Source organism: Kitasatospora sp. NPDC088779 (assembly GCF_040685395.1).
GTDB lineage: Bacteria > Actinomycetota > Actinomycetes > Streptomycetales > Streptomycetaceae > Kitasatospora.
In genome coordinates this window covers 123869-150360 of record NZ_JBFBHW010000020.1, presented here as the reverse complement: position 1 = coordinate 150360, position 26492 = coordinate 123869, and the positions used below count along the sequence as shown (strand labels likewise).

The following is a 26492-nucleotide window of genomic DNA, read 5'->3' as shown; positions in this document are numbered from 1 at the left end:
ACGGCCGCATCGTCGACGAACTCCACCACCCCACCGCCGACACCGTCCTGGACCGCATGCGCCGCTTCGACGCCAAGGGCCGCACCAGCTAGAGCCACCACCAGCCAGGGCCCGCCAGCCCAGCCGCCGCCCCTACGCGAAACCCAGGACACCCCATGTACCGCACCGCACTGCGCAACGTGCTGGCCCACAAGGGCCGACTCCTCATGACGGCGCTGGCCGTCATGCTCGGCACCGCCTTCGTCGCCGGCACCATGGTCTTCTCCGACACCTTCGGCAAGGCCATGCGGGACAACAACTCCAAGAGCTACTCGGACGTCTCGGTCCAGGTCGTGGACTACTCGGCCGGCCCCCGCACCAGCGCCAAGCCGAAGAGCGAGAGCGGCAACGCCTCGCTCACCGACGCCACCGTCCAGCAGCTGGCCGCCCTGCCGGGCACCGCCAACGCCCGCGGCGTGGTCAGCGGCTTCACCGGGGTCGCCGACCGGAGCGGCAACCTGATCGGCCAGTTCTGGGCCGCCAAGGGCGCCAACTTCGCCCCGGCCGCGGACGGCAAGGACCCGCGCTACCCGATGGCCGAGGGCCAGGGCCCGAAGAACGGCAAGGAGATCGCCCTCGACCGCAAGACCGCCGACAAGGCCGGCTACAGGATCGGCGACACCGTCCGGATCGCCATCAACGGCCCGGTGATCGAGGCGAAGCTCACCGGCGTCTTCACCACCGACGACCCGGTGGTGAACAGCGGCGGCACCCTCACCCTGTTCGACCGCGCCACCGCCCAGCAGCTGCTGCTGGAGCCCGGCCACTTCAGCAGCATCGTGCTCACCGCCAAGCCCGGCACCAGCGAGGACGCGCTGCTCGCCCAGGTCCAGCCCAAGGTGCCGTCCGACCGGCACTTCGACGTCGAGACGGGCACCAAGCTCAAGGCCGACGAGCAGGAGATGATCACCAAGGCCACCGACAGCATGCGCACCATGCTGCTGGTCTTCGCCGGGATCTCGCTCTTCGTCGGCATCTTCATCATCGCCAACACCTTCACCATGCTGGTCGCCCAGCGCACCAAGGAACTCGCGCTGCTGCGGGCGATCGGCGCCAGCCGCAAGCAGGTCACCCGCTCGGTGCTGGTCGAGGCCCTGGCGATCGGCACCGTCGCGGCGCTGGCCGGGCTGCTCGCCGGCATCGGAATCGGCGCCGGCATGCAGTCCCTGATGAGCCGGCTGAACGAGAACATGCCGCACGGCACGCTGGTCATCAAGCCGCTCACCATCGCGGTGACCCTGGCCGTCGGCGTCCTGGTGACGGTGCTGTCCGCCCTGCTGCCGGCCGTGCGCGCCGCCCGGATCGCCCCGGTGGCGGCGATGAGCAGCGGCGACCAGCCGACCAGCCAGAAGAGCCTGCTGGTCCGCAACGCGATCGGCTCGGCGCTCACCGCCGGCGGCCTCGCGCTGATCGGCTTCGGCGCCTCCACCGGCAACGACAGCGGCCGCCTGCCGGTCGGCCTCGGCGCCCTGCTCGCCCTGATCGGCGTTTTCGTCCTGCTGCCGCTGCTCTCCCGCCCGGTGGTCGCACTGATCGGCCCGCTGCTGCGCGGGCTCGGCGGCACCCCGGGCAAGCTCGCCCAGCAGAACGCGGTCCGCAACCCGCGCCGCACCGCGTCCACCGCCGCCGCGCTCACCATCGGCCTGACCCTGGTCAGCGGCCTCACCGTGATCGGTGCCTCGGTCGGCGGCGCGATCGACAAGGCCGTCACCAGCTCGATGAAGTCCGACTACATGGTCTCGGGCGCCAACCACATGAGCCTGTCCGAGCAGGTGCCCGGGCAGATCGCCAAGGCCCCCGGGGTGGCCGCCTCCTCCGCGGTGACGACCGCCGACTGGAAGTTCGACGGCAGCGGCGTGACGATCACCGGCATGGACGCCGGCTCCTTCGACCAGCTCGCCGAGGTCAAGCTGACCAGCGGCGCCACCGCCGCGCTCGGCCAGGGCAAGGTCCTGGTGGACCAGGACCTCGCCACGAAGCTCCACCTCACCACCGGCTCGACGGTGGCGGTCTCCTACCCGGACCAGTCCACCGGTCAGCTCACCGTCGGCGGCGTGTACGAGAAGGGCGGCATGCTCGGCCCGGTCCTGCTGGCCAACAGCGAGGTCGCCAAGCACGAGCCGAAGCCCTACATCACCGACGTCCTGGTCAAGGGCAAGGACGGCGCCACCGCCGCGCTCAAGCAGTCCCTCAAGGACGCCACCGGCGCCAACCCGGTGATCGACGTCAAGTCCAAGCAGGACGTCCGCGACGACTTCAGCCAGACCATCACCTTCGCGCTGAACCTGATGTACGGCCTGCTGGCGATGTCCGTGCTGGTCGCGATCCTGGGCGTGATCAACACGCTGGCGATGTCGGTCTTCGAGCGCAAGCGCGAGATCGGGATGCTGCGGGCGATCGGCCTGGACCGCCGGGGCATCAAGCGGATGGTCCGCCTGGAGTCCGTGGTGATCTCGCTGTTCGGCGCCGGCATCGGCCTGCTGCTCGGCTGCTTCATCGCCTGGGCGATCAACGGCACCCTGAAGTCCAGCCTGAGCGGCCTGACCACCGTCCTGCCCTTCGGCCAGCTGGCGCTGTTCCTGGCCCTGGCCGGGGTGGTCGGCCTGGTGGCCGCGATCTGGCCCGCCCGCCGGGCGTCCAAGCTGGACATCCTGGCGAGCATCAAGACCGACTGACCGCCCCTCACGGGCCCGCCCAGCGGGCGGACGACGAGAAAGGGCCCCTGCCGGAGGGTTTCGGCAGGGGCCCTTCTACTTCTGTACTCCGCCCGGTCGCACGGCCGGCTGAGCACCACGGAGGTCGTGGTCCGGCGACACTGCCGGGCGGAGGGCCTCCGACTCATACCCCGGTGCTCCCACACCGGGGTCTCAGTCGCTTACTTGCTGGCGAGTTCCTTCTCGGCGGCCGGCTTGGCGGCCTCCACGGGCTTCGTGGGCGCCGTGACCTCCTGGATCGGCAGGCGCGGCTGCTCCATCTGGGAGAGGCCGACCATCTCGCGCTTCAGGAACATGGCCAGCGTCCAGTCGGTGAAGACCCGGACCTTGCGGTTCATGGTCGGAACCATGGCGCCGTGGTACGCGCGGTGGAACCACCAGGCCAGACGGCCCTTCAGCTTGACCTTGCCGAAGAGGATCGCGACGCCCTTGTGCAGGCCCAGGCCGGCGACCGCACCGAGGTTCTTGTGCTCGTAGTTCTTCTGCGGGAAGCCCCGCATGCCCGAGATGACGTTGTCACCGAGGACGGCGGCCTGGCGCACGGCGTGCTGCGCGTTCGGCGGGCACCAGGCGCCCTCGCCGGAGGCGAGGTCCGGGACCTGGGCGTTGTCGCCGGCGGACCAGACGTAGTCGAAGCCCTGGACCTGGAGGGTCGGCGCGGTGTCGACGTGGCCGCGCGGGCCCAGCGGCAGGCCGAAGTTGGCCAGCACCGGGTTCGGCTTCACGCCGGCCGTCCACACGATGGTGGAGGCGTCCATCTCCAGGCCGTTCTTCAGCACCACGTGCTGGTCGACGCAGGAGTCCATCGAGGTCTCGATGTAGACCTCGATCTTCCGCTCCTCGAGCTTCTCCTTGGTCCACAGACCGAGGTCCGGGCCCATCTCCGGGAGGATGCGGTTGGCCGCCTCCACCAGGACGAAGCGCATGTCGTCACGGCTGACGGTCTTGTAGATCTTGGCGGCATCGCGCGCCATGTCCTCGACCTCGGCGATCGTCTCGACACCGGCGAAGCCGCCGCCGATGACGACGAAGGTCAGGGCCTTGCGGCGGACCTCCTCGTCGGCGGTGGACTCGGCCTTGTCGAGCTGGGCCATGACGTGGTTGCGGAGGCTGATGGCCTCCTCCACCGTCTTCATGCCGATGCCGTGCTCCGCCAGACCCGGGATCGGGAAGGTGCGGGAGACCGAGCCGGTCGCGACGACCAGGTACTCGAAGGGCAGCTCGTAGCTGTCGCCGGCCGCGGGCTGGATGGTGGCGACCTTGCGGGCGTGGTCCACACCGGTGACCGCACCGGTGAGCACCTCCGCCTTCTTGAGGGCGCTGCGCAGCGGCGCGACGAGGTTGCGGGGCGCGACGTTGCCGCCGGCCGCCTCGGGGAGGAAGGGCAGGTACGTCATGTACGACCGCGGGTCCACGACCGTGACGGTCGCTTCGCCGTAACGCATCTTCTTGAGGATGCGCATCGCGGCATACAGGCCGACGTAACCACCGCCGACAATGAGGATGCGAGGACGCTCCGTGGTGCTCATATCCGAAAGTATCCAGCACCGTCCGGAGCAGCCTTCGTGAGCCCGGTCACAAGCTTCTGGACACCCCGTGCTACACTGCGCGGCCGCAAATCCGGGCCCGGCGCGCCGACTCGCGGCCTCGGGCGCCCCCTCGTGAGCGCACGCCGGAATACCACCCTGCTGAGCAGCAACGATCCGTACGGTGCCCGGGTTCCCGCTCGTGATTTCGATTTTCAAACCTCAACCGAGGCTTGACCTGCGATCCAGGGGTCGTCACGGCGAGCAGACCTTCGGTCCCACATTTCGGACGTAGCGGGCGAGCAGCTGCGACGAATGACTGGATCGCCATGTGAAGAAATTCACGAACTTTCCCGCACCGGTCCGGGCGTGCCCCGGCCCCGGACCCCCGAAAGGGGTGCCGGGGCCGGTCGGGTAAGGCTCGCAGGAGGTCAGGAGGCCATACTCCAGGCGATGCCGTCCAGGATGTCGTGCTCGCTCACGACCACCTCGGCCGCGCCCGTCCGCTCCATGATCTCCAGCAGCTCCAGCGCGCCGGCCGCGATCACGTCCACCCGGCCCGGGTGCATCGACGGGATGGCCGCGCGCTCGGCGTGGGTGGCACCCAGCAGCTCGCGGGCGATCCCGGCGACCCGCTCCCGGCCGATCCGCGAGTGGTGGATCGCCGCCGAATCGTAGGCCGGCAGGTCCTGGGCGATCGCGGACACCGTGGTGACCGTCCCGGCCAGGCCCACCAGGGTGGCCGCGCCGCGCAGCGGGACGACCTCCTCGGCCTTGTCCAGCTCGGCCCGCACGTGCGCCCGGGCCGTCTCGATCTGCTCCGGCGAGGGCAGCTCGGCGCCGCCGAAGTGCCGCTCGGTGAGCCGGACGCAGCCGATGTCCACCGAGCGCGCCGCCTGCACGTCCGCACCGCCCAGCACGAACTCGGTCGAGCCTCCGCCGAGGTCGAACACCAGGTACGGCGCCGGGAACTGGCCGCCGGTCAGCTCCTTGGTGGCGCCCACGAAGGACAGGTGCGCCTCCTCCTCGCCGCTCACCACCTCGGGCTCGACGCCCAGGATCGCGCGCACGCCCTCGACGTACTCGTCGCTGTTCTCGGCGTCCCGCGAGGCGCTGGTGGCGACGAAGCGGGTGCGCTCCGGGCCCACCCCGAACCCGGCGATGACCTCCCGGTACTCGCGGCAGGCCGCGAAGGTGCGGGCCAGCGCGTCCGGGTGCAGCCGGCCGGTCTGGTCCACGCCCTGGCCCAGCCGATTGATGATCATTCGGCGGTCGAGGTCGGTGATCTCCCCGGTGGCCGGGTCCAGGTCGGCGACCAGCAGCCGGATCGAGTTGGTGCCGCAGTCGATCGCGGCCACCCGGGTCATGCTCACGCGGACTCCCCGGCGTCGGACTCCTCGGCGGCCCGCTTCTTCGCGGCGCGCTCGGCGGCCTTCTGCTGCTTGGCCTCGATCACGGCCTGGTGGTCCTGGTCCTTGGCCCGGTTGCGGGCGACCCGCTCACCGGCGGCCTCGACCTCGGCCGGGGAGACGCAGGGGCCCTTGGCCCACCAGTCCTCCAGCAGGCCGATCGCCTCGTCGCCGAGCGGGTTGACGCCCTCGCCGGCCGCCAGCGAGTGGCCGACCAGCACGTGCAGGCACTTCACCCGGTCCGGCATGCCGCCGGCGCTCGGGAAGCCCTCCAGCACCTCGATGGCATCGCGCCGGGCGATGTAGTCCTCGTGCGCCTTCTGGTAGGCGGCGGCCAGCTCCGGGTCCTCGGCGAGCCTGGCGGTCTGCTCCTTCATCACGCCGTCCGCCTCCAGGGTGCCGATCAGCGAGGCGGCCTTGGGGCAGGTCAGGTAGTACAGCGTCGGGAACGGCGTGCCGTCCGGCAGTCGGGGGGCCGTCTCCACGACGTCCGGGTTGCCGCAGGGGCAGCGGTGCGCCACGCCGCGCAGGCCGCGCGGCACCCGGCCGAGCTGGGCGGCGATGGCGGCGACGTCGGCGTCGGAGACGGCGGGGTGGTTCTCAGTGGTCATGGGGGGAGGTGTCTCCAGCGGGGGACGGTGGGAGCGGACGGGGGGAGGCGGGGGCCGGGACGGCGGCGTCGGTGGTGTCGGCGGCGTCGACCGAGTCCCAGATGCTGGCGTACCAGGGCTTGGCGGCCCGCGCCGAGCCGCCTGGCGCGCCGTCGGAGGCGGCCGGGGCGGCGCCGGCAGCGACACCGGAGGCGGACGACGAGGGCCGGGCGGCGGCCTGACCGGCCGGATCCACCGCGATGTACGGGGTCTCCCCCGGCATCGCGTAGTGCAGCCGGACACGGGCCTGCGCCTTGACGTACTCGGGGTCCTGCCAGCGGGCCTTCTCCCGGCGCAGCTGCTCGACCTGCTGGCGGGAGCGGTCGGCCTTCGCCTGCTGGGCGGAGATCTCGGCGCGCTGGGAGATGAACTGCCGCGTCGGGTAGGCGAGGATCGCCACCAGCGAGCAGAGCACCAGGACGAGGACGGTCGCCCGGCTCGTGAAGCGAGGCCGGGCCGCCAAGCCCGGGATCCTCCAGCCTGCCATCTCCCGTTCCCCTCCTGGTCGCGACGGTGCCCCGCCGTCCACCCTACGGGGTGAACGGCGGGGCACCGGTCAGGCGTGCTCACCGGTCGGCGGAGCGACCGTGCTCGCTGCTCCGAGGAGCGGCTGAGCCTGCTGCTCCGCGGAGCGGCCGTGCTTGCTACTCCGCGGAGCGGCTGTGCTGGCTATTCCGCAGAGCGGCTGTGCTTGCTATTCCGCGGAGCGGAAGCGCGGGAAGGCGCCGCGGCCGGCGTACTCGGCGGCGTCGTCGAGGATCTCCTCGATGCGCAGCAGCTGGTTGTACTTGGCGACGCGCTCGGAGCGGGCCGGGGCACCGGTCTTGATCTGGCCGCAGTTGGTGGCGACGGCCAGGTCGGCGATGGTGACGTCCTCGGTCTCGCCGGAGCGGTGCGACATCATGCAGCGGTAGCCGTTGCGCTGGGCCAGCTCGACGGCGTCCAGGGTCTCGGTCAGCGAGCCGATCTGGTTCACCTTCACCAGCAGCGCGTTGGCGGTGCCGGTCTCGATGCCCCTGGCCAGGCGGGCCGGGTTGGTGACGAACAGGTCGTCGCCGACCAGCTGGACCTTGTCGCCCAGCTTGACGGTCATGGCCTTCCAGCCGTCCCAGTCCGACTCGTCCAGCGGGTCCTCGATGGAGACCAGCGGGTAGGCGTCGACCAGCTCGGCGTAGTACTCGATGAGCTCGGCGGCGGAGATGGCCTTGCCCTCGAACTGGTAGGCGCCGTCCTCGTAGAACTCGGACGCGGCGACGTCCAGGGCGAGCGCGATGTCACGGCCGGGCACGTAGCCGGCCTTCTGGATGGCCTCGGTGATGAGGTCCAGGGCCTCGCGGTTGCTGTCCAGGTTCGGCGCGAAGCCGCCCTCGTCGCCGAGGCCGGTGGACAGGCCGCGCTCCTTCAGCACGCCCTTGAGGGTGTGGTAGACCTCGACGCCCCAGCGGACGGCCTCGGAGAAGGACTCCGCGCCGATCGGGGCGATCATGAACTCCTGGATGTCGACGTTGGAGTCCGCGTGCGAACCGCCGTTGAGGATGTTCATCATCGGAACGGGCAGCACGTGCGCGTTCGGGCCGCCCAGGTAGCGGAACAGCGGCAGGTCGCTGGCCTCGGAGGCGGCGTGCGCCACGGCCAGCGAGACGCCCAGGATCGCGTTGGCGCCGAGCGAGGACTTGTCCGGGGTGGCGTCCAGGTCGAGCATGGCCTGGTCGATCAGGCGCTGCTCGGTGGCGTCGTAGCCGACCAGCTCCGGGCCGATCTGCTCGATGACGGCCAGGACGGCCTTCTCCACGCCCTTGCCGAAGTAGCGGTTCTTGTCACCGTCGCGCAGCTCGAGCGCCTCGAAGGCGCCGGTGGAGGCACCCGACGGGACAGCGGCACGGCCGGTGCTGCCGTCGTCGAGGCCGACCTCGACCTCGACCGTGGGGTTGCCACGCGAGTCGAGGATCTCACGGGCTACGACGACATCGATGGACGGCACGAGGCATCTCCTTGCGGAAGCAGGGTCCGGCTGACGTTGGGTGCTGCCGGCGGGACGATTGCGGAGTCGTTACGACCAGAGCCTAACCGCCCCGGCCCCCGGGGCCGCGCTGGCCTCGGTCCCGTCTCAGCGTGTGGCCCGGCTACCCGCCAGTAGTTCACCTGCTTGCCCGATCGAAGCGGGCGAATACGGGGGAATGCGGGCGAAGGGGGACAGGTCCCGTCCCCCTTCGCCCGCAGGGCGCGGGCCGTTCAGGGCCCGGGCCGCTCAGCCGAGGTGCAGCACCTGGCCGGGCATGATCAGGTTGGGGTTGCCGCCGACGGTGCCGCGGTTGCCGTCGTACACCGACTGCCAGCCGCCGGACACGCCCTGGGCGGCGGCGATCGTCGACAGCGTGTCGCCGGCCCTGACGGTGTAGTCGTGACCGCCCTGCGCGGCGGCGGGCTGCGCGGCCGGGGCGGACTGCGCGGGCTGCGCGGCGCGGGGCGCGTACTGCGGCTGGGCGGCGGGCTGGCCCGCGTACTGCTGGTAGACGCTCTGGTGGCTGGTCCAGTACCAGGCGCCGTTGTTCTGGTACCAGTACACCTTCGCGTCGGCGTCCCAGCCGGCCTTGCCGGAGAAGCCCTGGGTCTGCGGCTGCGTCTGCTGCGGGGCCTGCTGGACGGGCTGCTGGGCGGCCGGCTTCGGGGCGGCCTGCTTGACCGGCTGCTGGGCGGGCTTCGGGGCCTGCGCCTGCTGGGTCAACTTGGCGGCGGACTGCTTGGCGGGCTTGGCGTCCGTAGAGGTGTCCACGGAGGCCGGGGCGCCGCCCTTGCTCAGGCCGGCCTTCTGGGAGCAGACCGGCCAGGCGCCCGGGCCCTGCGAGGCCAGCACCTTCTCGGCGACCGAGATCTGCTGCGCCTTGCTGGCCTGGTTGGCCTGCGGGGCGTAGGAGGTGCCGCCGTACGCCTTCCAGGTGCTGGGCGTGAACTGCAGGCCGCCGGAGAAGCCGTTGCCGGTGTTGATGCTCCAGTTGCCGCCGCTCTCGCACTGGGCGACGGCGTCCCAGGTGGAGGCCGGGGCGGCGGAGGCGCCGGTGGCGGTGAGGAGCGGCATCGCGAGTCCGACGCCGGCCACACCGGCGACGGCGATGGCCTTCTCGGTCTGGGTGCGACGGCGGTGGCGGCCGGTTCCAACGAACAGCATGAAGAGGTCCCTCTCCGCACGCCTGCGAGGTGAGCTGTCGGGTTCGGACCGGGAGGTGGCCCGGCCGCCGAAAGCGGAAACGATTCCGCTCGGGCGGCTTCACCCCAAGCCGTCGGGGAACGGCAACAAACCTGGTTCCCCCGCCCCTGCCCAGGGTCTGGTCGATTTCCCGTGACGCGGCGGGCAGGATTCGGCGTTCCGCGCACGAGGTCCGCAGCTGCGAACTCCAGGGAGAGTAGACAGATCATCAGACCAATAACAAGCTCATATCACCGATATCACACACAAATTACGGCGCGTGGTCAATCGCCTACCAGCGGCGGCGGTATGTCCGGATTGATGCGGGTTCAGGCCTGGCTCCACGGGCCGCCGGAGACATGCCGTCAGCGTGTCGGGGCGTCGGTCGGCGTGACCGGCGGCGCGTGCGGAGAGCAGGTCTCCGGAGTGAATTCGACCGGGAGTTCCCGCAGGCCACGCATGATCAGGCCGCCCCTCCAGCGCAGGTTCTCCGGGTTTTCCGCGAGCCGCAGGTCCGGCAGCCGGGAAAGCAGCGTGGCCAGTGCGCTCCGCCCCTCCAGGCGGGCCAGCGGGGCGCCGATGCAGTAGTGGATCCCGTGGCCGAAACCCAGGTGCGGATTGTCCGTGCGGGCCAGGTCCAGGGTGTTCTCGTCCGCGAACCTGGCCGGATCGCGATCCGCCGCGGCCAGCACCACCAGCACCGGATCGCCCACCGGGATGTCCACCCCGCCGATCGACAGCGGCCGCGTCGCGAAACGCCACGTCGCCATCTCCACCGGCCCGTCGTAGCGCAGGAGTTCCTCGATCCCGGTCTCCAGCAGCGCCGTCTCGCCGCGCACCACCGACTCCTGCAGCAGCCTGCGCTGCTCCGGGTTGCGCAGCAGCGCGTACGTGCCGTTGCCGATCAGGTTGACGGTCGTCTCGAACCCCGCGAACAGGAGGATGAACGCCATCGCGGCGGCCTCGTTCTCGTTCAGGTGCTCGCCGTGGTCGCTCGCCCGGATCAGGCCCGAGATCAAGTCATCACCCGGATCCGCCCGCTTGCGGTGGATCAGCTCCAGCAGGTACGCCCGCATCCGCTTCACCGCCCGCCCCACGCCGCCGCGTTGGCCGCCGCCGTGCCGGATCATCATCCCGGCCCAGTCCCGGAAGTCGTCCTGGTCCTCGGCCGGCACGCCCAGCAGGTCGCAGATCGCGTAGATGGGGAGCGGGAACGCGAACTCGTGGATCAGGTCCGCCGAACCGCGCTGCGCGAAGCCGTCGATCAGCCGGTCCGTGAGCTGCTGCACCCGCGGCTCGAACTCCGCCACCCGGCGCGGCGTGAACGCCTTCGACACCAGCCGGCGCAGCCGGGTGTGGTCCGGCGGGTCGATGTTCAGCAGATGCGTCATCAAGTCCGCCTGGCGTTCCCCCGGAATTCCCACCCGCCCGGTGCGGTGCGCCTGCTCGCTGTGGTGCGCCGGGTTCTTCGACAGCCGGCCGTCCGCCAGCGCCTGCCGAGCGTCCGCGTAGCGGGTCACCAGCCAGGCCTCCACCCCGCTCGGCAGCGTCGTGCGGTGCACCGGGGCGTGCTCGCGCAACCAGGCGTAGGCGGGGTACGGATCGGTGGCGAACTCCCAGGTGAAGAGCTGCGGGGCGGCGGGATCGGGCTGCACTGGCATGCGTCGACCGTATCCGGTGGGTCGGGGCCGCACCGCCTCCGGCGGACGCGACCGGCGGGGCCGGATCGTCGACACCCGGCGGACGGCCCGCCAACGCTCCGTGGACGCCCCGTGGACAGCTCTTGGACAGCTCTTGGCCGGGTGGCGGGCGTGACCCTGGTCACCTGAGGGGTAATCCCTGTTGCGGAGGGTCAGGACCTGCCTACGATCCTCCGCAGAAATCGTGGGCGCCGGTGCGGTGTCGCCCACAGGGAGGAGCAGACCATGCGGGTCAGCGGGGCAGTCGTCGTCATCGCGGTACTCGACGGCGGATCGGGAGCCGAGCTCGCCCGCCGGTTCGCCGCCGCCGGCGCCGCCGGAGTGCTGATCGCCGACCAACGTGCGGGCGTCGCCGAGGACCTCGCCACCGAACTCGACCGGCCGGGATGCCCCGTCGTCGGCGTCGGCGGCGACATCCGCCGCCCCAGCGACGTCGCCGCCCTCGTCGACACCGCCGAGAAGCACCTCGGCCCCATCGACCTGTTCTGCGTCGCCGGCCCCGACGGCGAGCGGATCGTCTCGCTCGCCGAACTGCCCGCCCGCCTCGACCTCGAACGCCTCGCCGAACTCCTCGCCCTCGTCGGCGAGGCCATCGGCGAAGTCGTCCCCCGGCAGCGGCGGCCGATCGAGAACACCGCCACGGCCGCCTGAGGCCCTGCCCGGGCCCGCTACTCGCCGACCGGCCCGAGGCCCTCGGCCGCGCGCACCGCGTCCCGGTAACCGCGCGCGGCCGAACGCAGCGCCGCGTCCACGTCCACCCCGGCGTCGTGCGCCCGCTGCGCCACCGCCAGCAGCAGCCGGCCCGCCGACTGCGCCGTCAGCTCCGCCGGCAGCGCGTACGGCTCGTCCGGCACGCCCGCGAAGCCCGCCCGGCGCACCCGCGACACCAGCTTCGCCGCGTACGCCAGCGACGGCAGCCCGGCCGGCACGCCGTCCAGCACCGACTCCCGGTCCGCCTTCTCGGCCGCCTTCAGCTGCTCCCAGTTCGCCTCCACCTCGGCGGCGCCCTCCGCCTCGACGTCCCCGAACACGTGCGGGTGCCGGTACATCAGCTTCTCGACGATGTCACCGGCCACGTCGTCGATCGAGAACGCCTCCGCCGGGTGCTCCTCGGCGATCCGGGAGTGGAAGAACACCTGGAGCAGCACGTCGCCCAACTCCTCGCGCAGCGTCTCCCGGTCCCCCTCCTCGATCGCCTCGACCAGCTCGTACGCCTCCTCGACCAGGTACTTCACCAGGCTCTCGTGCGTCTGCTCGGCGTCCCACGGGCAACCGCCCGGCGAGCGCAGCCGGTCCATCACCGACACCAGGTCCAGCAGCCGCGCCCCCGGCAGGTCGTACGACCCCGGCAGCACCTCGATCTCCGGCACCTCACCGGCGTGCTCCACCGCCAGCCGCGCCAGCGCGTCCGTCAGCCCCGGATCCCCGTCCGGGCTGCCCAGCCACACCGTCGGCCCAGCCCCGCCCGGCTGCCCGGTCAGCAGCCGCGCCAGCGCCGGTGCCGACCCCGCCGCCACGACCTCGACCTCCACCCCGGCCTGCCGCACCGCCGCCACCTGCGGATGCCCCGCGTCCCCCGCCAGCACCCGCCCCGCCGACCGCAGCGCCTCCCACGCCGGCCACGCCAGCAACCCGGGGGCCACCCGGTGGGTGGTCGTCAGCAGGATCAGCTTCGCGTCCGGAACATTCGTCGTCACACCCCGAACCTACCCGCCGCCCGCCCGGGGCGGGGACGGGCCCGACGGGACCCGCCCCTCCCGCCGGGGTCCTACTTCTTCGACCCCGCCAGGTCGTCGAACATCGCCGACAGGAACTCGCTGCACCAGCCCAGCAGCTCCCGCCCGACCAGCGGCTTGCCGCCGATCCGCCCGGTGCTCGGCCGCGGCACCAGCAGCTGCTGGGCGGCCGCCTTGACCTGGCTGCGCGGGTAGAGCCGGTTCAGCCGCAGCTGCTGGGACTCCCGCAGCTCCACCGGCCCGAACCGGACGTTGGCCCCCTGGAGGGTGATGTCCGCGATGCCGCACCGCCGGGCGTACAGCCGCAGCGCCGCGACCAGCAGCAGGTTCTCCACCGGCTCGGGCAGCTTGCCGTAGCGGTCGACGAGCTCGTCCCGGACCTGCTGGATGTCCGCCTCCGAGTTGACCGCCGCGATCGAGCGGTACGCCTGCAGCCGCAGCCGCTCGCCGGGCGCGTAGTCGTGCGGCACGTGCGCGTCGACCGGCAGCTCGATCTTCACCTCCAGCGGCTCCTCCTCCGGCTCGCCGCCGTTCGCCAGCGACTCGCGGAACTCGGCCACCGCCTCGCCGACCATCCGCATGTAGAGGTCGAAGCCGACGCCCGCGATGTGCCCGGACTGCTCGCCGCCGAGCAGGTTGCCGGCGCCGCGGATCTCCAGGTCCTTCATCGCCACGTACATGCCGGCGCCCATCTCGGTGTGCTGGGCGATGGTCGCCAGGCGCTCGTGCGCGGTCTCGGTGAGCGGCTTCTCCGGCGGGTACAGCATGTACGCGTAGCCGCGCTCGCGGCCCCGGCCGACCCGCCCGCGCAGCTGGTGCAGCTGGGAGAGGCCGAAGGTGTCCCCGCGCTCGACGATCAGGGTGTTGGCGTTGGAGATGTCGATGCCGGACTCCACGATCGTGGTCGACACCAGGACGTCGAACTCCTTCTCCCAGAAGTCGACGACGACCTTCTCCAGCTGGTTCTCCCCCATCTGCCCGTGCGCGGTGGCGATCCGCGCCTCGGGGACGAGGTCCTTGAGCCGGGCGGCCGCCTTGTCGATCGACTCCACCCGGTTGTGGATGTAGAACACCTGGCCCTCGCGCAGGAGTTCACGCCGGATCGCGGCCGAGATCTGCTTCTCGTCGTAGGGGCCGACGAAGGTCAGCACCGGGTGCCGCTCCTCCGGCGGGGTGGTGATGGTGGACATCTCGCGGATGCCGGTGACGGCCATCTCCAGGGTGCGCGGGATCGGCGTCGCGGACATGGTGAGCACGTCGACGTTGGCGCGCAGCTTCTTCAGCTGCTCCTTGTGCTCGACGCCGAAGCGCTGCTCCTCGTCGACGATGACCAGGCCGAGGTCCTTGAACCTGGTCTCGGAGGAGAACAGCCGGTGGGTGCCGATGACGACGTCCACCGAGCCCTCGAACAGGCCCTCCAGCACGGCCTTGGCCTCGCTGTCGCTCTGGAACCGGGAGAGCGCCTTCACCGACACCGGGAAGTTGGCGTACCGCTCGGCGAAGGTGGAGAAGTGCTGCTGCACCAGCAGCGTGGTCGGCACCAGCACCGCCACCTGCTTGCCGTCCTGCACCGCCTTGAACGCGGCGCGCACCGCGATCTCGGTCTTGCCGTAGCCGACGTCGCCGCAGATCAGCCGGTCCATCGGGACGGACTTCTCCATGTCGGACTTGACCTCGGCGATGGTGGTCAGCTGGTCCGGCGTCTCCGCGTACGGGAAGGCGTCCTCCAGCTCGCGCTGCCAGGGGGTGTCCGGGCCGAAGGTGTGGCCGGGGGCGGCCATCCGCGCCGAGTACAGCTTGATCAGGTCGGCGGCGATCTCCTTGACCGCCTTCTTGGCCCGCTGCTTGGTCTTCGCCCAGTCCGCGCCGCCGAGCCGGTGCAGCGTCGGGGCCTCGCCGCCGACGTACTTGGTGACCTGGTCGAGCTGGTCGGTCGGCACGAACAGCCGGTCGCCGGGGTGGCCGCGCTTGGCCGGGGCGTACTCCAACACCAGGTACTCGCGGGTGGCACCCTGGACGGTGCGCTGCACCATCTCGACGTACCGGCCGACGCCGTGCGCCTCGTGAACGACGTAGTCGCCGGCGGCCAGGGCCAACGGGTCGATCGCGTTGCGGCGCCGGGACGGCATCCGGCGCATGTCCTTGGTGGAGGACTTCTGGCCGGACAGGTCGGTCTCGGTGATGACCGTCAGCTTCAGGGCCTCGTCGACGAAGCCGTGCTCGATCGAGCCGCAGGAGACGTAGACGACGTCCCGGGTGGGCGCCTCGGCGAGGTCGGCGACCAGCCGGGCCGGGATGCCCTCGTTGCCGAGCACCTCGGCGAGCCGGGAGGCGGGCCCGTGGCCCTCCGTCACCATCACGACGCGCCAGTCTGCGGCCAGCCGCTCCTTGGCGTCGGCGATCGCCCGGGCGGTGTCGCCCCGGTAGGCCTCGACGGCGTGCATGCCGAGGGTGAGCGTGTTGGCGTCGAACTCCAGGACCTCGTTCACGGTGGACTCGCTGGTCGCGAACGGGCTGACCGACCACCAGGGCAGGCCGATCTCGGCGGCGTGCTCGCGCACCTCGGCGAGCGAGCGCAGCGAGGCGGCCGAGACGTCGATGGTCTCCAGGTCGATCGGCCGGTCCCCGCCGGCCGCCGCCGCCACCCAGGAGGCGTGCAGGAACTCCTGGCTGGTCGCCACCAGGTCGGCGGCCCGGGTGCGGACCCGCTCGGGGTCGCAGACCACGGCGACCGAGCCGAGCGGCAGCACGTCCATCAGCAGTTCCATGTCGTCCACCAGGACGGGCGCCAGCGACTCCATGCCCTCGACCGCGATGCCCTCGGCGATCTTGTCCAGGATCTCGGCCAGCCCGGGGTGCTCGGCGGCCAGCTCGGCGGCCCGCGCCCGCACCTCGTCGGTGAGCAGCAGCTCACGGCAGGGCGGCGCCCACAGGCCGTGCTCGGCGATCTCCAGCGAGCGCTGGTCGGCGACCTTGAAGTAGCGGATCTCCTCGACGTCGTCGCCCCAGAACTCCACCCGCAGCGGGTGCTCCTCGGTCGGCGGGAAGACGTCCAGGATGCCGCCGCGGACGGCGAACTCGCCGCGCTTCTCGACCAGTTCGACACGCGCGTAGGCGGCGGCGGAGAGCCGTCGGGCGACCTCCTCCAGGTCGTGCGACTCGCCGCGCTGGACGGCCACCGGCTCCAGCTCGGCCAGCCCCTTGACCTGCGGCTGGAGCACCGAGCGGACCGGCGCGACGACCACCTGCACCGGGCCGGCCGCCGGGTCGTCCGCCCGCGGGTGCACGATCCGGCGCAGCACGGCCAGCCGGCGCCCGACGGTGTCCGAGCGGGGCGACAGCCGCTCGTGCGGCAGGGTCTCCCAGGCCGGGTACTCGGCGACCGCGTCCGGCGGCAGCAGCGAGCGCAGCGAGGCGGCGAGGTCCTCGGCCTCCCGGCCGGTCGCGGTGACGGCGAGCACCGGACGGCCCCGCTCGCCGGCGGCCTGGCCGGCCAGCGAGCGGGCGAGCGCGGCGATGGCGAACGGCCGGGCGGCGGGCGGTCCGACCAGGTCCAGGTGGCGGCGGCCGCCGGCCGCGGCTCCGGTGGCGGTCGCCGCCTCGATGGCCTCGGCGAGGGCCGAGTCCCGCGCGACGACATCGAGCAGTCCGGTCAGACTCATCAGGGTCTCTTCTTCGTCCCGTGGCTGGTGCTGCCTCCGGGCGGCAGCGGCCTGCCGGGGCAACGCGAACGGCCCGGCACGCCGAGCGGCCGGGGGTCTCCAGCCTACGCCGCGGCACGGACGCGCACGCGGTGTACGGCCCGGCGGGGCCGGGCGGGAACGAACCACCGTCCGGGGCGACGAACGGCCCCCGGGCGGAGCCCGGGACCGGACCGCGACCGGACCGCGGACGAACCACTGGACGGAACACCGGACCGGCCGGTGGACGAACCGTCCGGCCCCTGGTCAGATTCGGCTCCGCGATCTGCCACGAACTGGACATACTCCTGTCACTGCCTGTCCATGGAGATCGCGCACCATGGTGAATGTGCCCGCCGCACCCAACCGTGGGGGATGGCTGTGGCGGCACTGTCGCACCCCCGATGGGGGTCGGAGGTGCGAGGCCGGGCGACCCTGGGTGGGGGCGCCCGCCCAAGCGCCGGGAACCGTGGCGCCCTTTCCTGGAGGGCGCCACGGGTCTCGGCCTCACTCATGGCCGCCGCCCTGCCGGGCCGCGTTGCGGCCCACCGCCGCCGCCACGGGCGCGGCGACCACCGGCGGGACGGGCCGACGTCGTACGTCATCACCTGGTGCCCCTGGTCGGCGGTGAAGCCGTACCGCTCCTCTTCGGTTCGCCGTCCCGGCCGGCCGCCGGCGCCGGCTGGTCGGTCGCAACGCGCAGGCCCTGGCCGCCCGGTGGGAGCGGTCAGGGCCCAGGACGCGAAGCCCACCCGGGCTGATCACGGGCGAGCCGCCGGCGCGGCGGTCAGCGGCGCCGGTAGCTCACCGTGTTCGGGGTGGCGTAGCCGGCACCGTCGTCCACGATGACGATCTTCGGGATGACCCGGGTCTCCTCCTGCGGCTCCTTCTCGGCGCCTTCGCCGTCCCTGTCGGCCTCCGCCGACCGGGGCGGTCCGACCGGCTTCGGCGGCGCCGCGGCCGGCGCGACCGGACCGGTCGCCACCGCCCCGGCGGGCGCCTTGTCGGCGGGCGCACCGGAACCGCTCGCGGCCCCGGCGGCGGCCCCGCCCACCACCGGCATCCGCGGCCCGGCCACCGGCTTCTCCCGCGCCGCCGGTGCGACGGCCTTCCGCAGGTCGGCCACCTCGATCTCGCCGGTGTCCGCCTCCGAGTCCACCGGCGCCGCGTCCACCGGTGCCGCGTCGGCGACCGGCCCCGCGACCGCCGCCGCCAGCCGCTCCGGCTCGATGGCGCCGACCGCCGCGCCGGTGAGCGAGGCCAGGGTGGCCTTGATGTGGTCCAGGTGCTTCTGCACGGTCTCCAGACGGCCGTCGAACTCGCCCTGCTCGCGTTCGCTCGCCGCGTTGATCCGCTCGGCCTCCCGGCGGGCCTGCTCGATCAGCTGGTCGGCCTTGGCCTGGGCGTCGGTCTCCAGCTGCTTGATCCGGCCGAGCACGGTCTCCCGGTGCTGCTCGGCCTCCTTGACCCGCCGCTCGGCGGTCGCGGAGACCTGGGCGTCCTCGGCGTCGGCCTTGGTCTGGGCCTGGGCGAAGGTCTCGTCGGCCTTGCGGCGCAGTTCGGCGAGCGTGGCCTCGGCCTGCTCGCCGGCCTCGGCGGCGGCCACCCGCACCTTGGCGGCGTAGGAGGTGGCGGCGTCCCGGGCGCTGCGGCTCTCCCGGTCGGCCTCGGCCCGGATTCCCTCGGCCTCGGCGCGGGTGCGCTCGTCGGTGCGCCGGGCGGCCTGGTCGGCCTCGGAGCGGGTGGTGGCGGCGTACTCCTTGGCGGCGTGGCCGAGGGCCTGGCCGGCCTCGTAGACCTCGTCCCGGAGATCCTCCGAGAAGCGCTCGGCCTTCTCCCGGACGGCGCGCGCCTCGTTCTGGGCCATCACCGCCAGTCCGGCGGCCTGCTCACTGAGCACCTCGTAGTCGGGCTCCGGGGCGTCCTCGGCGGCCCGGCGGATGTCGGCCAGCCGGGCCTCCATCTGCCGGAGCCCGGCGCCGAGGACGCTCAGCCGCTCCCACGCCTCGTCGCGCTGAGCGGTGAGGGCGGTGAGGGCTCGGTCGACCTGCTCGGGCGCGTAACCGCGCCGGGCAGAGGTGAAGCCGTACTCGGGGACGGCGTCGCTCATGGGCTCTTCCCCTCATGTCGCGGGCTGCGGAGCCCATGATCGGACGGAACGGACGGATCCGGAACCGGTTCGGCGGCCAGGGCCGAAATCGGACGCCTGGCGGACCGGAATACGTCGAGGACCGGACGAAAAGACCCATCCTCTTGACCTATTTTGCGCAGATCCGGGCGAAACCCCAACGAGGCACAGCCGGGACGGCATGCCGGAGGGGTCGTTCCAAACACCGGAACGACCCCTCCCCACCTGCGAGGATCCGCGACGACCCGCTACAGCAGGCCGTCCCAGAACTGCTCCAGCAGCACGGCCCACCACGTGTCCGCCGTCTGCAGGGCCGCCGGGTCGATCGCGGCGAGCTGCGCCTGGAAGTCGGTCGTCCAGCGACCGGCCTGGTCCGGGGTCAGCCCGTACCGCAGCCGCCACATCCGGCCCAGCAGGGCCATCGCGCGGACGAACTCCGGTACACCCGTGTTGACGAACCGGGGCGGCTGGCCGGTTCCGTCGACGTCCACGGCGACCACGTTCGCGGTGCCGTACTGGACACAGAGCTGGCGGCCGTAGTCGTTGCCGAGCACCAGGTAGCCGCCGAAATCCGGGGCCGCGGGCAGACCGCGCTCGGCGGCCAGCTCGGCGAGCGTCGGGATCGGCCGACCCTCCTGCGCCTGCGCCCAGAAGAACGGGCCGAAGTCGCGCGGCAGCCCCGCCCACACCAGGGCCTGCGACACCGGCTCGGGCACGCCCTGACGCGAGACCGCGCGCTGCTCGTAGCGGAACACGTTCTGGCCGAAGGCCGCCCCGAGCTCCTGGGCGAGCTGCTGCGGCGGGAGCGGCGGCAGCGGCTGGACCGTCCCCGGCACGGGCAGCGGCACCCGGGACGGGCGGACCCGCTGGGCCCCGGAGGCCAGCTGGTGCAGCTCGTCCAGGTGGTCGAGCAGCTCGGCCATGCCGGCCTGCCGGGACGCGTGGTCGCGGCCGTAGGCGGCGGTGTGGGTGAGCCGGACGTTCGGCCAGGACGCGGCGATCATGCGGTTGCAGTAGCCGCCCGGCAGGTCGCACGACTCCAGCTCGGTGTAGAGCTCCAGCACCTGCTCCGGCGGCACGTTCAGCCGCCGCAGGTCCTGGAGGATCTTCCACTCGGGGTGCGGGGTGCCGGGCTCGCTGCGGTGCAGCAGCTTCTGCTCGGAACCGTCCGGGCCCCGGTAGCTCAGCGCGGCGAAGTAGCCGGGGCCGACCGCCGGCACCCCCGGCGGGACGGCGGCGCCCTGCGGCACGCCGGGCACCGGCGCTGGCGGGACGGCCGGGGCCGCACCGCCCGCGTTCGGGTAGCCGTACCCGGCCGCGGGCGCGGCGGGGGCCGCCGGACCGCCGGGCGGCGGCGGGACGGCGGGGCCGCCGGACGGCGGGGTGCCCGGGTCGGCCGGCACGGCGCCCAGCAGCGCCGGGTCGACCGCCTCGGCCAGCTGGGTCGCCTCGTACGCCGCGCCGGAGGCGGGCGCGGCCGGCGGCACCGGGGCGGGCGCCGGGGCGACGGCCCCGCGCAGGCCCGCCGGAGGCGGGGGCGGCGGGGTCGAACCGGCCGCGCGGCCTCCGGGGCCCGCGGCGGGCACGCCGGCCCCCGGGGTGTGCCGCAGCCCGGCGGGCGGGGGCGGCGGCGGGGCGGAGGCCGGACTGCGGCCGAGCGCGACGCCGTGCGCGCCCGGACCGGACGCGCCACCGCGCAGCGCGGCCGGAGGAGGCGGCGGCGGGGCCGACCCCGGGTTGCGGCCGAGCCCGGCCTGCGGCGGCGCAGTCGGCGCCGGGGCCGCGGGAGCCCCGGGCGCCGAGGCAGCGGGCGGACCGCCCAGGCCGGGCAGGCCGCCGGGCGCGGCGCGCACGGTCGGCGCGTGCTCCACCGGCGCGGCCGGCTGCGGGGCGGCGGCGGGCGGTGCCAGGACGGTCGGCGTCTGCTCCACCCCGCCGGGCGGCCCGGACGGCGCACCCGGCAGGCCCATCAGCCCCGGCACGGCGTCCGGCGACGCGAGCAGCGTCGGCGCCGGCTCGACGGCCGCGGGCGGCGGGACGGCGGAGGGCACGGGCAGCGGGACGACGGCGGGCGGCTGGGCGGCGGGCGGCGGGACCGGCGGCATGCCGTAGCCACCCTCCGGCGGCATCAGCACGGTCGCGGCCTCGGCCCCGGCCGGCGCGGGCGCGTCGGGCACGTCGGAGCCGGTGGTCCGCAGCCCCTCGGGCATCAGGACGGTGGCCGCCTCGGCCCCGGCCGGCGGCACCGGCACGGGGGCCGGGGCCTGCGGCGGGACGGCGAAACCAGCGGGACCGGACGGCACGGCGGGCGCCGCAGCGACCGGCGCGGGCGGCTCGGCCACCGGAGCAACGGCAGCCGGAGCCCCCTGGCCCCCCAGCCGCTCCGCCTCCGCCGCGATCGCCGCGGCCCCCGCCTCCTGCAGCCACTGCGGCGGGCTGAGCAGGAAGGACGTCGCCTCGACCGGCCCTGGCGCGGGCTTCGCCGCCCCCGCCGGGTTGGCCGCGACCGGCCGCCCGTACGCCTCCTCGTACTGCCGGACCACCTCGTTGACGGGCAGCGCGGGCCAGAGCGTGGTCGCGCCGGAGTCCCGGGCGATGACCAGTCGCGCCTCGCCGGCCGACCCGTCCCCCGCCCCCGACGGCCCCGCCGTCCCGTCCCCGGGGGCCACCGCCCAGCAGACGAAGCCCAGGTCGAACTCCCGGACCCGTACCTCGCGCTGCCGCGGCTGCGGCACCCCGCCGTTGATCCACTCCTCGGCGAGCTCCTGCGCCTGCGCGTACGTCACCACGCCCGGTTCACCCCTGCCCTCATCCTCGTCGTCCCCGCTCGTTCCACCGCCGCGGCCACGTCAGTCCACCGGGACGGCCCGGGCGAACCCGCCGTCCACCATCAGCTCCGCGACCGTCTCCAGCTCCGGCGGGCTGCCGGCCAGCCGCAGCAGGAACGCGTCGAAGTCCTCGCCGCAGGGCAGCAGCAGCCGGGCGCAGCGGTCCTCCGGGGCCTCCGGCGCGCCGGTGTCGCGGGCGTCGTCGTACAGGTGGAACCAGACCGAGCCGGCCCGGTCGCCGCGCACCTTGAGCGCGACGATGCCGCCCTGCGCGTAGGCGACGCCCAGGTAGTCCTTGGTGAGGTGGTCGCGCAGGCACTTGTTGGCGTACACGACGTCCTGGGTGCCGTACTCCTCGCTGAGGGTGAGGAAGGGCTGGTCGAGCAGCATGCCGAGCTCGGTGTCCAGCGCCACCCCGACCGGGGCGCGGCCGCCGCCCAGCTTGAGGAAGGTGCGGTAGGCGCCGGGCAGCCGGTAGCCGAGGCGCTCCTCGGCGCGCTGCACCAGGTCCTCGGGGACGCCGATCGGGTCGCCGCCGTCCTTGGCCAGCGAGAAGTGCACGGGCCGGCGCTCCTGCAACGGGCGGGTGCCGCGGCGGGTGTGGTCGGCGGCGGAGGTGGCCAGGCCGGCGTGGTGCCGCAGCAGCGCCTTGACCTCCACCGGGACGAGCTCCATCCGCCGCCAGCCGGGGGCGGCCCGGCCGACCGCGTGGTGCCAGGTCCAGCCGGGCGGGGTGGCGACGGCGGTGTCCAGGTCGGCCCAGAGCGGGTGGCCCTGGGTGAACAGCGCGGCGTTGGCCGACACGTAGTCGGTCAGCCGCAGCTCGTCCACGCCGAAGCCGTCCGGCGGGTCGGCGACCTCGGCCGCGGCGGCGGCGTACGGGCCGAAGTCCGGGTAGCCGTACTCGTCCACCCGGACCCCGGCGGGGTGTCGCTCCGCGCGGACCGGGTCCGGGAACTGCACCACCTGACCTGCGTACGCCGCGTTCGGTGCGGCGGCGACGCCGGGCCGACCTGTCGTCATCTGGGAGCCCCCACTGGCTGCTGCAAATTCTCGAAGCGCTTGCTGGACACCAGCGTAGGGGGTCGTCTCCGGGCCCGGGCCCCCGCCCGGGAGAAGGGGAACCGTCAGAGCCGCTGCCCGAGCGCCCCGGCCAGCACCCCGGCGACCCTGGTCTGCTGCGCCTCGGTGAGGTGCGGGTGCAGCGGCAGGCTGAGCAGTTCGCGGGCGGCCCGTTCGGCGACCGGGAACGCCCCCGCGCGGTGGCCGAGGTGACGGAACGCGGGCTGGAGGTGGACCGGGACGGGGTAGTGCACCCCGGCGCCGATCCCGGCGGCGCGCAGCGCGGCGAGGACGGCGTCGCGGTCCCGGCCGGGGCCGATCCGCACCGCGTACAGGTGCCAGACGTGCTCGTTGCCGGGCGCGGTGCGCGGCAGGGTCAGGCCGTCGAGGCCGCCGAGCAGGGCGTCGTAGCGGGCGGCGGCGGCCCGGCGGGCGGCGTTCCAGGCGGGCAGCCGGCGCAGCTTGGCCCGCAGCACGACGGCCTGCAGCGCGTCCATCCGGGAGTTGAAGCCGAACCGCTCGTGCCGGTACTTCTCGCGCGCGCCGTGGTCGCCGATCAGCCGGACGGCGGTGGCGAGTTCGTCGTCGTCGGTGAGCACCGCCCCGGCGTCGCCGTAGCCGCCGAGGTTCTTGCCCGGGTAGAAGCTGGTGGCCGCGATCCGCCCGTAGCCGGTGCGACCGTGCTGCCGGGCGCCCTGGGACTGCGCCGCGTCCTCCACCACCGGCCGGCCGTCGGCCAGCTCCAGCAGCGGCCCCATCGGGGCGAGCTGGCCGTTCAGGTGGACGGGCAGCAGCGCGACCGCGTCGGGCAGCGCCCCGGCGGCTTGCTCGGGGTCGATCAGCAGGTGCGCCGGGTCGGCGTCGACCAGTACCGGGCGCAGCCCGGCCCGCTGTACGGCCCCGGCGGTGGCGACGAAGGTGTTGGCGGGCAGCACGACGCCGCCGCCGGGCGGCAGGTCGAGGGCGCGCAGGGCGAGTTCGAGGGCGTCTGTGCCGTTGCCGGCGCCCACGCAGTGCCGGGCGCCGGTGAAGTCGGCGTACTCCCGCTCGAAGCCGTCCACTTCGGGGCCCTTGACGTAGCCGCCGGAGGCGAGCACCCGGTCGAAGCCGGCCCGGACCTCGGCCGCGACCTCGGCGTGCGCGGCCGCCAGGTCGACCAGCGGGATCGGGTCGGCCGGCGGGATGCCGGCGCTCACCGGGTGGCCGCCCGGTCCCCGGACCCCACCGGGACGGTGGCACCGCCGAGTTCGAGGCTGAGCGAGGCCGCCTCCAGCAGCTGGAGCACCCGCACCCCGGCCCGGCCGTCGGTGAGCGGGGCCCGGCGCTCGGTGATCGCGGCGGCGAACTCGGCCATCACGTTGCGCAGCGCCTCCTGCTCGACCAGCGCGGGCGCGACCATCTCGCCGACCCGGTAGGAGATCAGCGCCCGGTGCCGGATCGCGTCGGTCAGCTGGTCGGGCGGGGTGAGGTCGACGCCGCGGTCGTGCACGGCCAGCCGGGCCTGCGGGTTGAGGTCGTCCCAGACCAGGGTGCGCCGGGAGCCGCCGATCAGCGTGGTGCGGACCTTCGTCGGGGAGAGCCAGTTGACGTGGCAGTGGGCCAGCGCGCCGTTGCTCAGCCGGACCGTCAGGTACGCCACGCAGGCCCGGCCGGCGCCGATCGGGTCAGCGCCCTGGGCGGACACCCCGACCGGTTCGACGCCGGGCGGCAGCACGAAGTCGAGGATCGACAGGTCGTGCGGGGCGAGGTCCCACAGCACGTCCACGTCGGGCTGCACCAGGCCGAGGTTGATCCGCACCGAGTCGAAGAACTGGACGTCGCCGATCTCGCCGCCGTGCACCAGCTCGCGGATCCGGCGCACCACCGGGGTGTAGCAGAAGGTGTGGTCGCACATCAGCACCAGCCCGCTGCGCTCGGCCAGGTCGACGAGTTCGGCGGCCTCGGCGGCGGAGGTGGTGATCGGCTTCTCCACCAGCACGTGCTTGCCGGCCTCCAGCGCGGCCCGCACCAGCCGGTAGTGCGCGGCCGCGGGCGTGGCCACCGCGACGGCCCCGACCCGTTCGTCGTCGAGCACCCGCCGGTAGGAGCCGGTCGCCCGGACGGTGCTGTACTCCCCCAGCACGGTACGGGCCTTGGCCTCGTCCAGGTCGCACAGCCAGTGCAGCCGCAGCGCCGGGGTGTCCTGCGCGTTGCGGACCAGCTTCGGGCCCCAGTAGCCGGCCCCGACCACGGCGAGGCCCACCGGGCGTTCCGGCGCCGGCCGGGGCGGTTCGCCCGGCGTGGGCACGTGCCCGCCGGGCGCCTGGTTGGCGGCCTGCGCGTCCCAGGCCCCCGACCGCTGCCGTGGTCCGTTCCGACCGGGCTGCTCCGACGTCATCCACGAGCCCCTTCGCTCCGCCGCCGGGGCGGGCGCGGGCCCACCCCGGCGGCCCCAACGTCCGGCGCGGGCACCGGGTCCGGGCCCGTCCGCGCGTCCGCGGACGGTCGGCCGGATCCCCTTCGGCCTCGCTGCCGGAACGGTACCGGCCGTGCCCCCGGCCCGGGGGTGGTTTCGGGAAATCGGCGGACAAGTCGTGACGACGGTGTGCGGATCCGGCCCCGGTCCGGCGAGGATCGGGTGACGGCCCGGCCGGTCCCGCACGGTCGTTCGTCCGCCCCCGCACCCCGGTTGTGCGGATGTCGGTGTCGTTTGACAGGCTTGCCCCGGACCGTCCCACCGGTCCTTCCGTCAGCGGGAACAGAGGAGGAGGACGACGCATGACCACCGGTGAGCCCGCGGGCCCGCCCGTGCTGCGCCACCACCGCGACAGCCTGCTGCCCGCCGTCGCCGCCGCCCTGTCGCTCAAGGGCGGCGAGGTGCACACCCTGGCCGGGGACAAGGACGCCCGACGGCCGGTCCTGCACCCGCTGGTCGGCGAGTTCCTGGACACGCTGCCCGTCGAGGCGCGCGAGCGGTTCACCGGCCGCTGCCCGGAGGCCGTCCTGCTCTCCCAGCACCTGGCCGCGGTCGACGGCCGGCGCTCCAAGCGCGCCGCCCGCAAGCCGATGACCCTGCACGAGGCCCGCAAGGCGCTCAAGGGCTCCCGGATGACGACCGTTCGCATCCGGGAGGAGGGCGACCCGGCGCACGGCACCCACGCCCCGCCGTGCCGTTCCTGCGCGCCGATGCTGGAGCACTTCACCGTGCAGAGCGTCGCCGTCGGGCCGCCCGCGCCCTGACCGCGCCCTCGTACGCCCCCTGTCCCCGAGCCCTGGAGTCCGCCCTGAACCCGCCCAGCCCGCCCCCGCCACCGCCGGCCACCCTGTCCGCCGCCCCCGCCGGGCGGGTTCGCCCGCGCTTCCCCGCCGACGTCGCCGCCGAGCTCAAGGCGGCCGGCTGGCACCCCGGCCGCTGGCAGATACGGCAGGCCGAGGAGTGGGCCGACGCCCTGGTCGGGTACGGCGGGCCGTCCGGCCTGCGGCACGCGGTGTTCCCGGCGGCGGTGGAGGCCTGGGCCGAGTTCGGCGGCCTCGCCTTCGACCTGGCCGGCCCGGGCCGCCAACTGGCCCGCACCCCGTTCCTGATCGACCCGCTGTGCGGGCTGCACCAGCCGCGCACCCTGCTCGACCTCGGCCGCGCCCTGGGCACCCAGCTCGCCCCGCTCGGCGAGGAGGCGTACGGGCAGGCGCTGCTGGCCGTCGACGAGGAGGGCCGGGTCTACAGCCTGGACCACACCGGCGAGTGGTTCCTCGGGCACGGCATCGACCAGGCCGTCACCACCCTGGTCCTGGGCACCGCCCCGGAGCGGCTGCGCACCGCCGACGGATCCTGACGGCGGCCCGGCGGGCCCCGGGGC

At 73.9% G+C, this 26492-nt stretch carries 17 protein-coding genes, 2 pseudogenes and 1 riboswitch; of the genes and pseudogenes, 5 read left to right on the top strand and 14 right to left on the bottom strand.

The window, feature by feature from the left end; genetic code table 11:
- Together AB0P03_RS20990 and AB0P03_RS20985 are read left to right on the top strand one after the other, a co-directional pair.
- Positions 1-92: pseudogene (locus tag AB0P03_RS20990) on the top strand (ABC transporter ATP-binding protein); the annotation flags it as partial.
- Between the two features lie 63 nt (positions 93-155).
- Positions 156-2714, top strand: a complete 2559-nt coding sequence (locus tag AB0P03_RS20985) for an FtsX-like permease family protein (protein ID WP_363630183.1) — start codon at positions 156-158, stop codon at positions 2712-2714.
- Between the two features lie 200 nt (positions 2715-2914).
- On the opposite strand, the gene AB0P03_RS20980 is transcribed toward AB0P03_RS20985, so the two are convergent.
- The 7 genes and pseudogenes from AB0P03_RS20980 to AB0P03_RS20950 all read right to left on the bottom strand — a co-directional run bounded on the left by AB0P03_RS20980 (position 2915) and on the right by AB0P03_RS20950 (position 11183).
- A complete protein-coding gene (locus tag AB0P03_RS20980) occupies positions 2915-4282 on the bottom strand; it encodes an NAD(P)/FAD-dependent oxidoreductase (RefSeq protein WP_063348030.1) in 1368 nt (455 codons plus the stop codon).
- 428 nt (positions 4283-4710) lie between these two features.
- Positions 4711-5646: a Ppx/GppA phosphatase family protein gene (locus AB0P03_RS20975; RefSeq protein ID WP_063348031.1), complete on the bottom strand. Its 936-nt coding sequence runs from the start codon at positions 5644-5646 to the stop codon at positions 4711-4713.
- Between the two features lie 155 nt (positions 5647-5801).
- Positions 5802-6317 (bottom strand): annotated as a pseudogene (locus AB0P03_RS20970) (DUF501 domain-containing protein); the annotation flags it as partial.
- On the bottom strand, positions 6289-6801 hold the full coding sequence (locus AB0P03_RS20965; RefSeq protein ID WP_363630182.1) for a septum formation initiator family protein: 513 nt from the start codon (positions 6799-6801) through the stop codon (positions 6289-6291). The gene AB0P03_RS20965 and the pseudogene AB0P03_RS20970, both read right to left, overlap by 29 nt.
- Before the next feature lie 231 nt (positions 6802-7032).
- Complete coding sequence (gene eno, locus AB0P03_RS20960; protein WP_363588371.1) at positions 7033-8319, bottom strand: phosphopyruvate hydratase; 1287 nt, start codon at positions 8317-8319, stop codon at positions 7033-7035.
- A 267-nt stretch (positions 8320-8586) separates the two neighbouring features.
- On the bottom strand, positions 8587-9504 hold the full coding sequence (locus tag AB0P03_RS20955) for a transglycosylase family protein (protein WP_363630180.1): 918 nt from the start codon (positions 9502-9504) through the stop codon (positions 8587-8589).
- Between the two features lie 5 nt (positions 9505-9509).
- Positions 9510-9677: riboswitch (cyclic di-AMP (ydaO/yuaA leader) on the bottom strand.
- Between the two features lie 210 nt (positions 9678-9887).
- Positions 9888-11183 (bottom strand): cytochrome P450, encoded by a 1296-nt coding sequence (locus AB0P03_RS20950; RefSeq protein WP_363630179.1) that lies wholly within the window; start codon positions 11181-11183, stop codon positions 9888-9890.
- 264 nt (positions 11184-11447) lie between these two features.
- Here AB0P03_RS20950 and AB0P03_RS20945 point away from each other — a divergent pair, with 264 nt between their 5' ends.
- Positions 11448-11873 (top strand): SDR family NAD(P)-dependent oxidoreductase, encoded by a 426-nt coding sequence (locus tag AB0P03_RS20945; protein WP_363588377.1) that lies wholly within the window; start codon positions 11448-11450, stop codon positions 11871-11873.
- Positions 11874-11890: 17 nt separating this feature from the next.
- On the opposite strand, the gene AB0P03_RS20940 is transcribed toward AB0P03_RS20945, so the two are convergent.
- The 7 genes from AB0P03_RS20940 to AB0P03_RS20910 all read right to left on the bottom strand — a co-directional run bounded on the left by AB0P03_RS20940 (position 11891) and on the right by AB0P03_RS20910 (position 25033).
- Complete coding sequence (locus AB0P03_RS20940; protein WP_363619235.1) at positions 11891-12919, bottom strand: MazG family protein; 1029 nt, start codon at positions 12917-12919, stop codon at positions 11891-11893.
- 71 nt (positions 12920-12990) lie between these two features.
- The gene (gene mfd, locus AB0P03_RS20935) at positions 12991-16620 is read right to left on the bottom strand and encodes a transcription-repair coupling factor (protein WP_363630177.1); all 3630 of its coding nucleotides are present in this window, start codon (positions 16618-16620) and stop codon (positions 12991-12993) included.
- An 805-nt stretch (positions 16621-17425) separates the two neighbouring features.
- Positions 17426-18748 (bottom strand): hypothetical protein, encoded by a 1323-nt coding sequence (locus AB0P03_RS20930; RefSeq protein ID WP_363630175.1) that lies wholly within the window; start codon positions 18746-18748, stop codon positions 17426-17428.
- A 266-nt stretch (positions 18749-19014) separates the two neighbouring features.
- Positions 19015-21555, bottom strand: a complete 2541-nt coding sequence (locus AB0P03_RS20925) for an SUKH-4 family immunity protein (RefSeq protein ID WP_363630173.1) — start codon at positions 21553-21555, stop codon at positions 19015-19017.
- 60 nt (positions 21556-21615) lie between these two features.
- Positions 21616-22617 carry an SMI1/KNR4 family protein gene (locus AB0P03_RS20920; RefSeq protein WP_363588387.1) on the bottom strand — a complete coding sequence of 334 codons (1002 nt, stop codon included), beginning with the start codon at positions 22615-22617 and terminating at the stop codon, positions 21616-21618.
- A gap of 104 nt (positions 22618-22721) precedes the next feature.
- Complete coding sequence (locus AB0P03_RS20915; RefSeq protein ID WP_363630171.1) at positions 22722-23852, bottom strand: DegT/DnrJ/EryC1/StrS family aminotransferase; 1131 nt, start codon at positions 23850-23852, stop codon at positions 22722-22724.
- Positions 23849-25033, bottom strand: coding sequence for a Gfo/Idh/MocA family oxidoreductase (locus AB0P03_RS20910; protein ID WP_363588391.1), 1185 nt, complete (start codon positions 25031-25033; stop codon positions 23849-23851). Before AB0P03_RS20910 ends, AB0P03_RS20915 begins: the two co-directional genes overlap by 4 nt.
- A gap of 380 nt (positions 25034-25413) precedes the next feature.
- Here AB0P03_RS20910 and AB0P03_RS20905 point away from each other — a divergent pair, with 380 nt between their 5' ends.
- Complete coding sequence (locus AB0P03_RS20905; protein ID WP_350877742.1) at positions 25414-25875, top strand: YwqJ-related putative deaminase; 462 nt, start codon at positions 25414-25416, stop codon at positions 25873-25875.
- Between the two features lie 83 nt (positions 25876-25958).
- The gene (locus AB0P03_RS20900; protein WP_363630194.1) at positions 25959-26468 is read left to right on the top strand and encodes an SUKH-3 domain-containing protein; all 510 of its coding nucleotides are present in this window, start codon (positions 25959-25961) and stop codon (positions 26466-26468) included.
- The last annotated feature ends 24 nt before the right edge of the window (positions 26469-26492 follow it).